This window comes from Spirulina sp. 06S082 (assembly GCF_034932145.1).
Classification (GTDB): domain Bacteria; phylum Cyanobacteriota; class Cyanobacteriia; order Cyanobacteriales; family Spirulinaceae; genus CCY15215.
Genome location: NZ_JAYGHV010000037.1, coordinates 1 through 14,831, shown reverse-complemented (window position 1 = coordinate 14,831; position 14,831 = coordinate 1). Strand labels below are relative to the sequence as shown.

Genomic DNA, 14,831 nt, shown 5'->3' with positions numbered 1-14,831 from the left:
TAAATCCAGATTTTATCTTTGCTTTTCCCGCTTATAATGTTCGCAATACAGAACTAGGGGGAATTTTAGGTCGAAACCAGTTAAAACGATTAGATGCCAATGTCATCCGTCGCAACCAAAACCTAGTCCGCTTTTTAGATCAAATTGATGCCGATAAATATCGCACTGATTTTAAACTAGAAGGATGCAGCAACTACGCCTTTAACTTAATCTTAAAAGAACCCGATAACGAACTTGTTAGCCGTTTAATGGACAAAATGAGAAACTCTGGGATAGAATTTCGTCGGGGGAGTGCTGGAGGCGGCAATCAATTGCGTCAGCCCTATTTACAACACATTCTGCCCGAATTTAAACGCGATCGCTTTCCAGAAGTCGAACACGTTCATTTTTATGGCTTTTACATCGGCAATTTTCCCGATTTACGAGACCATGAAGTCGATCGACTGTGTAGCTTGATTAATTCAGTTTAATGATTTGCACGTGAAACTTATTAGCCATTTATTCAAATACGAACCTATAATGATCGGAGAATTAATAGAGACAACCCAGCAAAAAGATGATTTTAAGAGATATTTTGAGATTGTACGAACTCTAGTAGAATTCAATCTAAAAGTTCGCTATCGAGGGTCTTTCTTGGGAGTTTATTGGTCGCTTTTGAATCCTTTAATAATGACTGGTGTATATACCTCGATTTTTGGAGCTGCCTTTATAGATCATTATAATGGTTCGATAGCTCGTTATATGTTAGCCGCATTTACAGGATTAGTAGCAATACACTTTTATACAACCTCAACATCTCAAGCACTCTTGAGTGTTGTAACTAATGGGATGCTTCTCAATAAAATCAAACTTCCTCTAGCCGCTTTTCCTCTAGCCATGGTTGTGGCTCACTTAGTACAATTCTGTGTGGGTTCTTTACCACTTCTGTTTATTGTTGCTTTAGTGACATCAAAAAACCCTTTAAATGCTATTGCACTATTTTTCCCTGTAGCCAGTCTAACCATGCTTTGCTTGGGAATTGGTTATATCATAAGTGCATTATATGTTTTCTTTCGAGATCTTCCTTATTTTTATGAGATCGTTGCATTTCTTCTCTGGATAAGTACACCTGTCTTTTATCCTGCTGAAATTGTACCCCAAAAAATTCAACCCATTTTAAAACTTAATCCTTTGTCATCTATTATTGAAAGCATTCGACAACTTGTACTTTCTGGTCAGTCTCCAGACTTGTCGCTAATTTTCCAGTCTGTATTAGCAGGTAGTATTGTTTTAATGATTGGTTGGATGTTTTTCCAAATCTTGAAACCCCATTACATGGATTTGATTTAAGATGGCGGAATCTATCAGAATTGAAAATGTATCTCTCTTGCGAAGAACGCAAGAGGAATTTTCTTATACACTGAAACAAACCTTATTTTCAATTATCGAAGGTAAATACAGACACCCTGCCAAAAAACAAGTGCTGAGTGGAATTAGTTTTGAACTCCATGAAGGAGATAAATTGGGGATTATTGGCTCAAATGGCGCAGGAAAATCTACTTTACTCAAGGTAATTACAGGAATTTTACAACCTTCTTCTGGTACAGTTAGAACGAGAGGGGTAATTGCTCCTTTAATTGAGTTGGGTGCTGGCTTTAACCCGGATTTATCCGTAGTTGACAATATCTTAATGTATGGTGTATTTCTAGGTTTCTCTCGGCAATATATGCGGGCAAAAACCGACGAAATTTTAGAATTTGCTGATTTGCAAGATTACAAGAACGCACCAGTCAAAAGTCTATCATCGGGGATGACGGCTAGACTAGGGTTTTCCATTGCGACAGATGTTCATCCCGATATTCTTATATTGGACGAAGTTCTTTCTGTCGGTGATGCGAGTTTCCAAGAGAAATCGAGGAAACGAATCGACGATCTTTGGAATTCGACTAAAATTACAGTTTTATTTGTCTCTCATAATCTCGATTTTATTCAGAATTCCTGCACAAAAGCGATTTGGTTAGATAAAGGAAAGATGATGGATGTTGGTGAACCCGAACAAATTATTAAAAATTATCTATCTTCAATTTCCTAGCATATCAACAATCAAGAAATTATCAAATCATGGAAAAATCTCCTGCCGATATTCCTGTTGTCATCCTCTGTGGAGGACGTGGCACTCGCCTTAAAGAAGAAACTGAGTGGCGGCCTAAGCCGATGGTTTCTGTAGGAGAGCGACCCATCCTCTGGCATATTATGAAAATATATGCCGCCTATGGATTTAAAAAATTTATTCTCTGTCTTGGGTATAAGGGGGACATGATTCGAGAATATTTTTTAAACTACGATCTGAGAAACTCTGATATTTGTGTCGATCTCGGTAGCAAAAATATCACTAAACTTTCCAACGATCACGATGAATCAGATTGGTCGGTATCCTTAGTCGATACTGGTCAAGAAACCATGACTGGTGGGCGATTAAAAATCGCAGCTCGATACTTATCGGGTGATACTTTTTGTCTAACTTACGGAGATGGAGTTGCTAATGTTGACTTGGGTACATTGTTAGACTTCCATCTCCAAAAACAAAGATTAGCAACGATTACAGCAGTGCGTCCTTCATCTCGGTATGGAGAGTTGTTTACTGAGAAAGGCATCGTGAAATTATTTACGGAAAAGCCACAAACGCAAGAAGGATGGATTAATGGTGGTTTCTTTATTCTTAATAAAAAAGTTTTGGATTTTATTGAATCTACTACGACAATTTGGGAACAAGAGCCACTACAGAAACTTGTTAATATTGGCGAACTAGCTGTTTATGAGCATACCGGTTTTTGGCAGTGTATGGATACTTATCGGGAGATGGAGTTCCTGAATGAACTCTGGCTCAATAGTTCAGCACCTTGGAGGGTTTGGTAATGAGTGATTTTTGGGAAGATAGAGCAGTTTTTGTAACAGGGTGCAGTGGTCTTTTGGGAAGTTGGCTAGTTTCTGAGCTAATCGATCGCAAGGCCAAAGTTGTTGGACTCGTGAGGGACTGGGTTCCTTTTTCAAAACTCTTTTCTGAGAAAAGTTTGAACCAGATTAGTTTAGTTGCAGGTCAAGTTGAGGATATTCATATCTTAGAACGAATCCTCTCGGACTATGAAATTGATACTGTATTCCATCTGGCTGCTCAAACCATTGTCGGAATTGCCAATAAAAATCCTATCGGCACTTTTCAAGCAAATATTCAAGGGACGTGGAATGTTTTGGAGGCATGTAGAAGAGTTGGTGGTGTTAGTCGTATTATTATTGCCTCCAGCGATAAGGCTTATGGCGACCAAGAAATATTACCTTATAGTGAGGACACCCCTCTGCAAGGAAAACATCCTTATGATGTTTCAAAAAGTTGTGCTGACTTGATTTCTGCCACTTACTATGAGTCTTACACTCTGCCAATTTGTATTACAAGATGTGGTAACTTTTATGGAGGTGGAGACTTGAACTTTAATCGCATTGTTCCAGATACTATTCGTTCTACTCTCAGAGGACAACCCATTACAATCCGGAGTGATGGCAGTTACATCAGAGATTATTTTTATGTCAAAGATGGGGTTTTGGCTTACATTCATTTAGCCGAACAAATGGATAGAAAAGAAGTTGTAGGAGAAGCCTTTAATTTTAGCAATGAATTACAGGTAACAGTTCTGGAAATCGTCAAAAAAATATTAAACTTGATGAACCGAGAAGATATATCTCCCATTATTTTAGGAGAGGCTTATAATGAGATTAAAAACCAGTATCTTTCGGCGAACAAGGCGAGAACTTTACTCAATTGGAAGCCCAGTTTTTCTCTTGAGGCTGGTCTTGTCGAGACGATCGCTTGGTATCGAGAGTTTCTAAAGTAACGAATTTTTTTTTAAATAGCGAGGTTTTTGTGGAAGAACTTTTTCCCGATTTGAATCATTGTTCTGCGAAAGAGCGCGATTTGCGCTTAGATGTATTGAAGGCTGCCGAAAAATATTACCAATATAAATTCTCGCAGAAAGAATTTGTTCCGGGTGAAACTTATATCCCGGTATCTGGTAAAGTTTTTGATGAGAGAGAGCTATTTACTTTACTGGATTCATCTCTGGATTTTTGGCTGACGACCGGTCGCTATGCGGAAAAATTTGAACGGCAATTTGCTGAATGGATAGGGGTCAAGCATTGCTTGCTTGTAAATTCTGGCTCATCTGCTAATCTACTTGCCTTATCCGCTTTAACGTCTCCTAAATTGGGCGATCGCCGTCTTCTTCCCGGAGATGAGGTGATTACCGTAGCTGCGGGTTTTCCCACAACTGTTAATCCTATCATCCAAAATCAGTTGATTCCCGTGTTTGTGGATATTAAAATCCCAACTTATAATATAGATACTTCCTATTTAGAAGAGGCATTATCCCCGAAAACTAAAGCGATTATGCTGGCTCATACTTTGGGAAATCCCTTCAATCTTAAAGAAATACTAGAATTTGCTCGAGAACACGATCTTTGGTTAATTGAAGATAATTGTGATGCGGTTGGTAGTTTATACGAAGGGCAAAAAACGGGCACATTTGGGGATATTTCTACCGTTAGCTTTTATCCTGCTCATCACATGACAATGGGTGAAGGAGGAGCAGTTTTAACAAATGATAGTCGTCTGAAAAAAATCATCGAATCCTTTCGAGATTGGGGAAGAGATTGTTGGTGTCCTCCAGGAAAAGACAACAGTTGTCAGAAGCGTTTTGCATGGCAATTGGGGGATTTACCTTATGGTTACGACCACAAATATACCTATTCCCATATTGGGTATAACTTGAAAATGACCGATATGCAAGCGGCTGTAGGTTGTGCTCAGTTAGAGAAATTAGATGAATTTGTCAATAAGCGAATCCAAAACTTTGGGTTTTTGAGAGAAAAACTAGATTTCTTAAGCGATCGCTTCTATCTTCCAGAAGAAACAACCCACTCAAAACCTAGTTGGTTTGGATTCCCTATGACTATCAAAGAATCCTCAAATTTACAGCGCGGACAGGTTATCAATTTTTTGCAGCAGAATAAGATAGGTACTCGTTTACTCTTTGGAGGTAATATTTTAAAACAACCTGCTTACCAACATATTAACTGTAGGATTGTTTCTGAACTCAGTAGCAGCGATCGGGTAATGAATAATACTTTCTGGATTGGGATATATCCCGGTATTACAGAACCCATGTTAGTTCATGTTCAAAAAATCTTTCAAAGCCTTTAAGGACTTTAAAAATATTAGTTTTTAAAACCAACCAATGTTAAAAATATTAAGAATTCTCCTGTACAACTCTGTCAATGCAAGTATTTTTTCAATGCTCTGGATAGCAACTGCTGTAAGCCTATTCTGCATCTACCAAAAATTTCTGAAACTCAGAATTCCTTTTCGGGAAAGTGCAATTACATTTGTTTCCGCATTGTTTTTACTTCTGTTATCTTATTCACCTCTCATAAACTCATATTTTGTATATCATGATGATTATAATTTCTGGGGTATGCAAAAAGGACTGTGCCATACACATCCGCAGTATATATTTTTCTTCGTTACCGGTCGTCCTATCGCCAATATTGTTCTATGTCCTTTGAGATCGATGATAGACAGTTTAGATAGTGCGAATTTAGTGCGGTTCATCTTTATTTTCTTGACATCCATTGTTTTTTTTATTGTCAATAGATATTTAATTTATAAAGGTTTCAGTAAACTTGTTGCTTATGGAATTTCCTTGTTAGTTGTGACAAATTTTGCGTTTCACGTGTATAATACTTGGATAATAGCATCATACATTTTAGTTGCTATTATTTTCTCAATCTTCTCTATTTGGTTAGCGGAAAAATCTGCCGAAGAATGGTTTAGAATCACGGCACAAGAAAATTTTAATCGTTTCTCTCTATTTTCGAGCAATTATCTGATATTTTTTCTGATTTCTTCCATCATTTTCTATATCCTTACTTTGCTTACTTACCAAACTTCATCAGGATTTTTTACTTGTTTCGTCGCAATTTCTTTTCTCAAAGAAAAAAGAATCAATATTAATTCTCTGCTGGTTAAGAGTAGTATATTTGGAGGAATCTTTGCAATCTCTAATGCTCTGTATTTCTTGATTCTATATACTTCATTATTAGTCTTCCCCTTTGATCAATACTCTAATGCCAGCACATACGATCCTAGAGTTTTTGGCGATCTTTCTAATAGGATTTTTGAGAGGATTGTCTGGTTTTTCAAAATTCCCTTTGTAAATTCATTCAATTTTATCAATATCGAAAGCAAGGCAACTGTAATTATTTGTATTTCGCTTTTTTTACTTGCTATTTTCAGTCTTTTAGTGAGAGACTTGACATCGGTTGTTAGTTTTAGAAGTAAAAAAAGGTTGTTTTTTGTTCTATACAAACACTTGACTTCATTTTCTATTCTCGCTCTTTTTTTCAAAGAATTGAGATCGATTGTTTTATTTAGAAATAACAATAAGAAAAGGTTGTTTTTCATTTTATATAAATACTTTATTGTTATTTTTTGTATACCTCTTTCATCCATTTCAATTATCGTAAGCCGCAACCCTGATATTAATTACAGAACTTTAGCTCCCTTAATGGTATTTTTCTTAATTGCTATAATCATTTCAATAGAATTAATATGTGAATATATATTTTCCAATATAAAATCTGCAAGTTACTACAAAACAAATATTTTTGTACTCATACTCCTTGCTTCTCTATGTAGTATAAATCTTTTCAGCACCAATCTACGTCTTTATACTTTGACAAAGGCTTATTCCTCGGAAATACGCTACTTTAAGTATAGAATAAACTCTTTTCCAGCAGAAAACATTGAAAATCTGAAACTTATCAAAGTCATTGTACATTCAAACGTACCGTCAATCTTGAACAATTCAATTTCTGAATTAAAGGTATATTCTTCAGCCTATCCACAAGATATTGTTCATATTTTAACTTGTGCGTTTTCAGAAGTTTCCGATGGTAAGAAACCAAAAGAACCACCCATTGTTTCAGTTTATAATTCTTCTGGAGAACAATTTTCTGGAATATCACCCAGTGAGGAAGCCAAAATAGGTGATACCAATAAATTGTTTATAGATATGAATGAGTTGACAAAATCACAGTACAAGAGGTAATGATATGAAGAAAGAAAATTCTAAGGCCTTAAAAAATATTCTTGTTACTGGAGCAACAGGTTTTTTAGGTCATCACGTCATTTCTAAGTTGGTTGCTGAAGGCTATAAGGTAGGAATACTTAAACGGAAGTTTTCTGATTTATCAAGACTGAATCCTTTTTTAGGTCTTATAGATATTTTTGACTTAGACACAATGTTAATACCAGAAATTCTTACCTCTTTTCAGGGTGATGCAATTATTCATCTAGCAACTAATTATGGGCGTTCATTGAACGAGCCTATAACTGGAGTAATTGAATCAAATCTAGTTTTTCCTCTGAGTCTATTAGAATGCTCAGGAGAGTTTAAAATAAAAGTTTTTATAAACACAGACACCTATTTTAATAAATTTTCCATTCCCTATGGAAAATTACCAGCTTATTCATTATCCAAACAAAACTTGCTTGAATGGATGACAATCTTGAGACAGAAAAGTTCAATAAAACTTTTCAATTTAAGACTAGAGCATATTTTTGGACCTCAGGATAATAGTAATAAGTTTTTACCCTTTTTGATTGAAAATCTTAAAAATAATGTTCCTAAAATTGATTTAACCTTGGGAACTCAGCGTCGAGATTTTATCTATGTGGAAGATGTTGTGGATGCTTTTCTAACTCTAATTAAGAAATACCATTTGATCCCATCTGTAGATAACTCCTATATCGAATATGAAGTTGGTACAGGTGAGAGCATTCTTCTAAGAGATTTTGTAGAAATGATTCATGATTCTCTAAATTCACGAACGAAGTTGAATTTTGGTGCTATTCCTTATGCAAACTATGAAATAATGGATTCTAAAGCCTCAATAAATCCTCTGAAGAATCTAGGATGGCATCCCCAACACACCTTATCGGAAGGCATCGAAAAAACTTTATACTCTAACCCTTAATTTTTTTTTTATCAATAAAGAACAATGTTAAAAATATTAGAAAGTATCTCGAACGACTATTCCAATGTAAGTGTTTATTCAATAGTCTGGGCAGTCACTGCTTTAGGTTTATTTTGCATCTACCAAATATGCTTGAAACTTAAAATCCAGTTTTGGGAAAGTGCCATTACATATATTTCAGGCTTATTCTTTCTGTTATTAGCTTATGCACCACTCACCAATTCATATTTTGTATTTCATGATGATTTTTATTTCTGGGCTTGGCAAAAAGGGATGTGCAACACTCATCCTCAATATCTATTTTTATTAGTGATTGGTCGTCCTCTTTCTAATGTTGTTGTCTGTCCTTTAGGCACGATGATAGATAGCCTAGATAGTGCTAACTTTGTGCGTTTAATCTCTATCTTTTTGACCTCAATTGTTTTTTTCCTCATTAATAGATATCTGATTTATCTAGAGTTCAAAAAGCTGGTTGCTTATGGGCTTTCTTTGATAATTGTAACGGGTTTTTCTTTCCATGTTTATAATACTTGGATAATGACAGCATATATGCCGGTTGCCATTATTTTCTCAATTTTCTCGATTTGGTTAGCAGAAAAGTTGGTTAGAGAATCATCACGATACGCGCACCGGAAGGATTTTAATCTGCTTTTACTCGTTTCTAAAATAAAATTTATACTATTTTTTGTATCTTCTATCATTTTCTATATCCTAACGTTATCAACTTACCAACCTTCAGCAGGATTTTTTACTTGTTTTGTGGCAATTTCTTTTCTGAGAGAGAAGAAACTGAGTCTTAATTTATTTGCGATCAAGAGTATGATATTTGGGGGAATATTTCTAATTTCAAATGCTTTATACTTTTTGATTCTGAGAGTTTTGATCTCGCTCTTTGCCTTTGAGCAATTTTCTACTGAACACGATCCTAGGGTTCTCGGCGATCTTTACGGTAGAATCTTTGAAAGACTTCTCTGGTTTGTCAAAGTTCCATTTGCCAACTCATTAAACTTTATAGATATTGAAAGTAAAATTTTAACACCTATTTTAATCCTTCTCTTTGTATTATCTATTATTGTCCTTTTATCAAAAGACTTGGGTTCAATTGTAAGTTTTTCTCATAAAAATAATAAATTGTTTTATATCAAGAATAAAGTACATCTATTATTAGTTATCTATAAATATTTTATCGCAATTTTTTGCATACCCCTTTCGTATCTTGCAATCATCGTAAGTCGTAACTCTGACATTAATCAGAGAACATTAGTGCCTTTAACTGCATTTGTGTTAATTACCATAATTATTTCAATTGAATTTATACTTAATTTTATCTTTTCTAGGACAAAATTTACGCACTATTTCAAAAATGTAAATGGAAAAATTGTTCTACTTCCTTTGCTCGCTTTTATATGCAGTGTAAATATATTTAACACGAATCTACGTCTTCAAAATTTGGCGATCGCTTACTCCTCAGAAATACATTATCTAAAATACAAAATTAACTCCATTCCGGAAGAAATTATTCAAAATGTGCAAGCAATCAAAGTAACTACACATTCCAATTATCCGCCAATTCTAAGCAATTCAATTTCTGAATTAAATGCGTATTCCTCAAGATATCCACAAAATATTGCTCATATTTTAACTTGCGTATTTTCAGAAGTAAATAGTAGTAGCCAGAAACCCAAGATGCCCCCCATTGTTACGGTTTATAATTCCTCTGGAGAACATATTTTTGGAGTCGATCTCTCCAAGCCAGAAAGTCCAAAAATAAGTGATGAGAATACCCTCGTCATAGATATGAATGAGTTAAATCTATTCTAGCTTTTAAAAAACCAGTTCAAAGTAAAATTCTAAAATTATTATGACCGAGCAAATTCTTTCTAAAACAAAACTTATATCTTTTGTTATTCCCGTGTTTAATGAGGAGGATAATGTTAATCGCATTTACGATGCTATAATCTCTTTAATGAAAACAGAATTGAATGATTTTGATTATGAAATCATATTCACCGATAATCACAGCTATGATGGAACATTTGAGTTATTGCGCGATCTCGCTAATATTAATAGTTGCGTCCGCATCATTCGGTTTTCCAAAAACTTTGGTTATCAGCGCTCTATTTATACTGGTTATTTGAATGCAAGGGGCGATTTTGCCGTTCAATTGGATGCCGATCTACAAGACCCTCCGGAACTTGTTCCAGAGTTTATTAAATTTTGGCAGCAAGGCTATAAAGTGGTGTACGGAGTTCGCAAAACTCGCAAAGAAGGATGGCTAATTCAAACGATCAGGAAAATTTTCTATCGGTTGATTGATTTTCTCAGCGAAGATTCTTTGCCTCATGATGCAGGAGACTTTCGGTTAGTAGACCGAGTTGTTATAGACACACTGAGAGAAATTGATGATTATCAGCCCTATTTGCGAGGGACAATCGCTGCTATGGGTTTTAATCAAATCGGTATAGATTACAATCGTCGAGACAGAAAATATGGACAAAGTAAATTTTCTTTTCGTAGTATGGTTCATTTATCAATTGATGCTATTTTGAATCATTCTATTATACCTTTAAGAATCGCGAGTTATGCTGGTATAAGTATTTCATTTTTTACACTCTGTTTAAGCCTCATATACTTATTTGCTAGGTTGATTTTTGGAGTGAATATGCCGGCAGGATTTGCGACAACAACTATACTTATTCTCCTCTCTTTTAGTGTCAATGCTTTATTTTTAGGAATCATTGGTGAATATTTAGGCAGGATATATCAGCAGGTTAAAAAGAGACCTTTAACTATCATAGAAAAAAGAATTAATTTCTAATTTGGGAGTCTGAGAAAATGTTTTACCAAGAAATTGATTATTCTGAATTAAGCAATCATCATTTAGATGCGCTTAAATCTGGAGAAATACTCTTAGTCAGAAACTGCGAGCCAATTTATGCCTTTAGAAAACTTATTTTTGCTGAATTGCAAAAGTCTTTTCTTTTTCAAGAAATTGAATTATTCTACACCAACCCGTCTTATCAAGGTCATCAATGCTCTCCTGAAGCTATAGAAATGCTGGCCCGAGAAATTCGGAAGCATCAGCAAGAAAAGACCTTACTCAAATTACTCTATCCATTTTACGAAAAGCTGGGGTGTAAAACTACTGACCTTACAGATTGTGGACTAGCTCGATTAGTTGTAGATGCAAGAACTATTAATTTAATTAAAAATAGAAAGAAACTCGATTGCTTCTACTTTGAAAGTGCCCCAGATGATAGCGATGTTGAGATTTTCATGCCACGCAAGGCGAATATCCATCGGGATTTCAATCGGCCGCATCAGTGTTTCTCGTTTAATACTTGGTTTGGTTTACACGATTTAGCTTCCGATGAGATTTTACAGATATTTCCTCAACACTATCGAAATTCTTATGTTCTTGATACTGACAACACCAAGCGAGAATTACTTGAGTTGAGTTCTCCTCTTGATTATTCCCTTCCTTTTGGTTCTTGTATTGTCTTTCATGGAGAACATCTACACACTTCTCCCAGAAAGTCCCATGTACCCCAGGGTTATCGCCGTCATACTTATGATGTGAGGGTGATTACAGATGCTTATGATGACAACTCCCATTATCGCCGAGGGTCGCTACAACTCGGACTATTTTGGCATGGGGGAGAGGGGTGGAGAAGACTCCAAGATTTTCAGCCCACATCGGAACAAGATTTTGATGCTTACCTAGACTATATAACCTCTCTTCCTTATACCGATCTGTATTTTCTTCATCTTTTAGACAAAGCCTGTTCTTTTGTTCCTCGACCTTTGGAGCAGATTTTGAGGGCAGTAGATTTATTGTGCAAAAAGTCAACTAATGCCTCCATGCTACAGAGAGCATGGATGATTTTGCGTAATGCCAAACTTGACGATTTAGCCCTTCAAGTCACTAATTGTGCTACTTTATTGCCCAGTCGTCTCTCTCTTGTAGATTTTTGTCCAGTCGAGTACAAAAATTCTCGAACCTATGCAACCCTCAGTGAGATTATTGATACCATGCTGATGGCAAATTTGAGTTTTCCTCAATCCCTAGATGACGTTAAACTCATGACTCAAGGTTATCAGGGATTCAGGATTTTCAAGACTCTGAATCGGGTCTATGCCATTCCCCAAGGAGAAGGAGAGTTTAGTATGGAGAGAATAGAACAAAATGACTATAGTAATTTCTTTCTGGGCAGTTCGGTTGAAGAGGCACAAATAAAGATTGACAAAATTATAAAAATTGAATTAGTTGCAGAAAATTATCAAAGATTCAATATTCTCAAAGTTGGCGATCGCTTCTATGGTGTTCCCCAAGGAGAAGGAGAGTTTAGCCTTGAGAAAATAGAACAAGAAGGCTACAGCATTTTTTTTGTGGGCAGTTCGATGGAAGAAGTTCAAACCACAATCAACAACAACAGAATTGAATTAATTCAATTAATTGAATTAGTTGCTGAAGACTATCAAGGATTTAATATTCTCAAAGTTAGCGATCGCTTCTATGCTATTCCTCAAGGAGAAGGAGCGTTTAGCCTTGAAAAGATAGAACAAGGAGATTATAGCGCTTTCTTTATAGGATGTTCGAGGGAAGAAGTGCAAACCGCGATCGACAATCGGATACAATTAGTTGCAGAAAACTATCAAGAATTCAATATTCTCAAAGTTGGCGATCGCTTCTATGCTATTCCTCAAGGAGAAGGAGCGTTTAGCCTTGAAAAGATAGAACAAGGAGATTATAGCGCTTTCTTTATAGGATGTTCGAGGGAAGAAGTGCAAACCGCGATCGATAAGCAATATAAAAATATTTCCTTCAGGTTAAAAAGATGGTTAAAAAAAAGAGCTATCTAATATCTAACGACAAGATTCCAAGATTCAAGAATTTTAGGAGTGCGAGTAAAATTCCCGCACTTCAGCAAACTAGCCTTTCTGTACAATATAAATAGCAGCAGAGTTATAGTAATGAGAAAAGGTAGGACGTTCTACGCGAAAAGGGTAGCCTGTTTTTGAAAGTATAGGCTCAAAGGCCATCGGCTGACCCTGTTCAGAGATATGTACAATAGAAGGTAGAGTGACATAGTGTTCAACTGAAGGCTCTAGAAACACGCAATAATCTTTGGCCACGCGAACGCATTCGGCGATCGCTTGTTCGAGAATTTCTTGACATTGTTCGAGAACAAAACAAGAAAATACAATATCCATTGAGTTATCTGGATAAGGCAGTTTCTCAAGGCTACCCTGAATAAATTCAATCTCAATTCCTTTGGCTTCTGCCAGTATTTTTGCACTCGCAACCCGATAGTCAGATAATTCCATCCCTCGAACGTCTTTTCCCAATCCTTTCAAATAAAGGGAGACAAAACCACTTCCCGAACCGACCTCGAGATAAGAGGGATCTCCTTCTATTTGGGCAAGGTATTGAGCAAATGCTAGTTTCCAATCTCTCGTTTCAACCATTTCTCCCTGACGATTTATAGAATACACCCAATCCTCATTGCCAGAAAGAGCAGGAACTCTCATCATGAGGTCTTCCCCTAACCCAACTCTGCCAAATAATTCGCGCACTTCTGCTTGAGGTTTTTCTTTTTCCTTGACCAGAAAGCCGTTATTTTTAAGTATGTTCATATACCTCTCGTTGATTTGCCTTTTATGTGCATTCCCGTCTTCAAGAGACAAGACTCGTTGTTCTATTTTTGTATTGAAAAAATCAATGCTCAGTTGTTTTACCCATGCGGTAATATCTTCCATCTCCTTATTACTAGGCTTCTTGCCTTCCTCATAAGGTAAGCTGGTTTTAAAATATTGTGCAGAGCGATAGAACAGGCTTAAAGCACACAAGGTATGAATAAACCATCTTTCGGGAGGGCTTTGCTGTTTGGACAAAGGTATATCTTGGTTAGATATATCTTGGTTAGGGATTTTGTTAGGGAAGAGCAGCGATTGCAAATTAGTCAACCACGATGTTCCAGTTTCCAATTCATCTGGACTGCTAAAATTATCCTCCTTAGAATCATCTGTATGAGAATTATCTTCGTTATTGTCATACAAGATTACCTCTTGAATATCTAAAGATTTTAATTGCTCCAGATAATTTTCTCGATTTAAAACCATGTCAAAGTCACGCCGCACATACCAAATAGATTCAATGGAATTATCCTCTGAGAGGAATTTACTTTCATCAGCTAATACGACTTTTAGTTTCATTTTTTATGTTCCTAGTTGTAGTATTCAATTAAATCAAAGTATAGTATGGCAATTTTTTTGTAGTTTGCTGAAAGAAAATTGTCATGAGAGAGCGAAGAATTAATTTGAATAAAGTTTCATTATGAAAATCCATCAAATTCTCTGGCTCATTCCCGATCGCCAAAACTATATCTTTCACTCTTACTCCGAAGCATTACAGCAATTAAACTACAAAGTCACTTTATTTGACTATACAGAGCAATTAATAGAGTTGGGGATTGAGGCTCTGCACGATCGCATTCTCGAGCGTATTTCTCACTGCGATCGCTCGTCAAGTCTAGTTCTGACTTCATTCTATCATGATTCAATGGCCTTGACTCCCGAATTCTTAAAAAAATTATCAGAAAAAATAGACTTAGTTGTTTGGAGTTTTGATGATGAAATATATAGCACATCACAAACAATTTATCAAGCTCAATCTGCTCATGCTATTATCACGACTGATTTCTATGGACGAGGAATCTTTGAACAGTTAGGTATTCCCACATTCTTTTTCCCCACACCAACAATCG

Annotated in this window: 13 protein-coding genes; 12 read left to right on the top strand and 1 reads right to left on the bottom strand. The window is 35.9% G+C overall.

Annotation, left to right across the window (positions count from 1 at the left end; translation table 11 throughout):
* From VB714_RS04945 to VB714_RS04895, 11 genes are all read left to right on the top strand, one after another.
* Window positions 1–470 (top strand): DegT/DnrJ/EryC1/StrS family aminotransferase (locus VB714_RS04945; protein WP_323221765.1); only part of this gene is annotated, 470 nt, incomplete at its 5' end.
* A 49-nt stretch (window positions 471–519) separates the two neighbouring features.
* A complete protein-coding gene (locus tag VB714_RS04940) occupies window positions 520–1,329 on the top strand; it encodes an ABC transporter permease (RefSeq protein ID WP_323221763.1) in 810 nt (269 codons plus the stop codon).
* Between the two features lies 1 nt (window position 1,330).
* On the top strand, window positions 1,331–2,071 hold the full coding sequence (locus VB714_RS04935; RefSeq protein WP_323221761.1) for an ABC transporter ATP-binding protein: 741 nt from the start codon (window positions 1,331–1,333) through the stop codon (window positions 2,069–2,071).
* 29 nt (window positions 2,072–2,100) lie between these two features.
* Window positions 2,101–2,895 carry a glucose-1-phosphate cytidylyltransferase gene (rfbF, locus tag VB714_RS04930; protein ID WP_323221759.1) on the top strand — a complete coding sequence of 265 codons (795 nt, stop codon included), beginning with the start codon at window positions 2,101–2,103 and terminating at the stop codon, window positions 2,893–2,895.
* Window positions 2,895–3,866: a GDP-mannose 4,6-dehydratase gene (locus VB714_RS04925; protein WP_323221757.1), complete on the top strand. Its 972-nt coding sequence runs from the start codon at window positions 2,895–2,897 to the stop codon at window positions 3,864–3,866. Before rfbF ends, VB714_RS04925 begins: the two co-directional genes overlap by 1 nt.
* A gap of 29 nt (window positions 3,867–3,895) precedes the next feature.
* On the top strand, window positions 3,896–5,230 hold the full coding sequence (rfbH, locus tag VB714_RS04920) for a lipopolysaccharide biosynthesis protein RfbH (RefSeq protein WP_323221756.1): 1,335 nt from the start codon (window positions 3,896–3,898) through the stop codon (window positions 5,228–5,230).
* Between the two features lie 34 nt (window positions 5,231–5,264).
* Window positions 5,265–7,136: a hypothetical protein gene (locus tag VB714_RS04915; protein WP_323221755.1), complete on the top strand. Its 1,872-nt coding sequence runs from the start codon at window positions 5,265–5,267 to the stop codon at window positions 7,134–7,136.
* Window positions 7,137–7,140: 4 nt separating this feature from the next.
* Window positions 7,141–8,064, top strand: a complete 924-nt coding sequence (locus tag VB714_RS04910) for an NAD(P)-dependent oxidoreductase (RefSeq protein ID WP_323221753.1) — start codon at window positions 7,141–7,143, stop codon at window positions 8,062–8,064.
* A 24-nt stretch (window positions 8,065–8,088) separates the two neighbouring features.
* A complete protein-coding gene (locus tag VB714_RS04905) occupies window positions 8,089–9,885 on the top strand; it encodes a hypothetical protein (RefSeq protein ID WP_323221750.1) in 1,797 nt (598 codons plus the stop codon).
* A gap of 40 nt (window positions 9,886–9,925) precedes the next feature.
* Window positions 9,926–10,882, top strand: a complete 957-nt coding sequence (locus VB714_RS04900; RefSeq protein ID WP_323221749.1) for a glycosyltransferase family 2 protein — start codon at window positions 9,926–9,928, stop codon at window positions 10,880–10,882.
* Between the two features lie 17 nt (window positions 10,883–10,899).
* A complete protein-coding gene (locus VB714_RS04895) occupies window positions 10,900–12,927 on the top strand; it encodes a hypothetical protein (RefSeq protein ID WP_323221747.1) in 2,028 nt (675 codons plus the stop codon).
* 69 nt (window positions 12,928–12,996) lie between these two features.
* Here the strand turns inward: VB714_RS04895 and VB714_RS04890 are convergent, their stop codons facing one another.
* Entirely contained in the window at window positions 12,997–14,280 is a 1,284-nt protein-coding gene (locus VB714_RS04890; protein ID WP_323221745.1) for a class I SAM-dependent methyltransferase, read from the bottom strand.
* A 121-nt stretch (window positions 14,281–14,401) separates the two neighbouring features.
* On the opposite strand from VB714_RS04890, the gene VB714_RS04885 reads away from it, so the two are divergent.
* Window positions 14,402–14,831: hypothetical protein (locus VB714_RS04885; protein WP_323221743.1), on the top strand; the 430-nt coding region annotated here is incomplete at its 3' end.

Excerpts from the sequence above, each read along its gene's own strand:
- VB714_RS04940 (WP_323221763.1), top strand. The coding sequence starts at position 520 with ATGATCGGAGAATTAATAGAGACAACCCAGCAAAAAGATGATTTTAAG.
- VB714_RS04935 (WP_323221761.1), top strand. The coding sequence starts at position 1,331 with ATGGCGGAATCTATCAGAATTGAAAATGTATCTCTCTTGCGAAGAACG.
- rfbF (WP_323221759.1), top strand. The coding sequence starts at position 2,101 with ATGGAAAAATCTCCTGCCGATATTCCTGTTGTCATCCTCTGTGGAGGA.
- VB714_RS04925 (WP_323221757.1), top strand. The coding sequence starts at position 2,895 with ATGAGTGATTTTTGGGAAGATAGAGCAGTTTTTGTAACAGGGTGCAGT.
- VB714_RS04915 (WP_323221755.1), top strand. The coding sequence starts at position 5,265 with ATGTTAAAAATATTAAGAATTCTCCTGTACAACTCTGTCAATGCAAGT.
- VB714_RS04910 (WP_323221753.1), top strand. The coding sequence starts at position 7,141 with ATGAAGAAAGAAAATTCTAAGGCCTTAAAAAATATTCTTGTTACTGGA.
- VB714_RS04905 (WP_323221750.1), top strand. The coding sequence starts at position 8,089 with ATGTTAAAAATATTAGAAAGTATCTCGAACGACTATTCCAATGTAAGT.
- VB714_RS04900 (WP_323221749.1), top strand. The coding sequence starts at position 9,926 with ATGACCGAGCAAATTCTTTCTAAAACAAAACTTATATCTTTTGTTATT.
- VB714_RS04895 (WP_323221747.1), top strand. The coding sequence starts at position 10,900 with ATGTTTTACCAAGAAATTGATTATTCTGAATTAAGCAATCATCATTTA.
- VB714_RS04890 (WP_323221745.1), bottom strand. The coding sequence starts at position 14,280 with ATGAAACTAAAAGTCGTATTAGCTGATGAAAGTAAATTCCTCTCAGAG.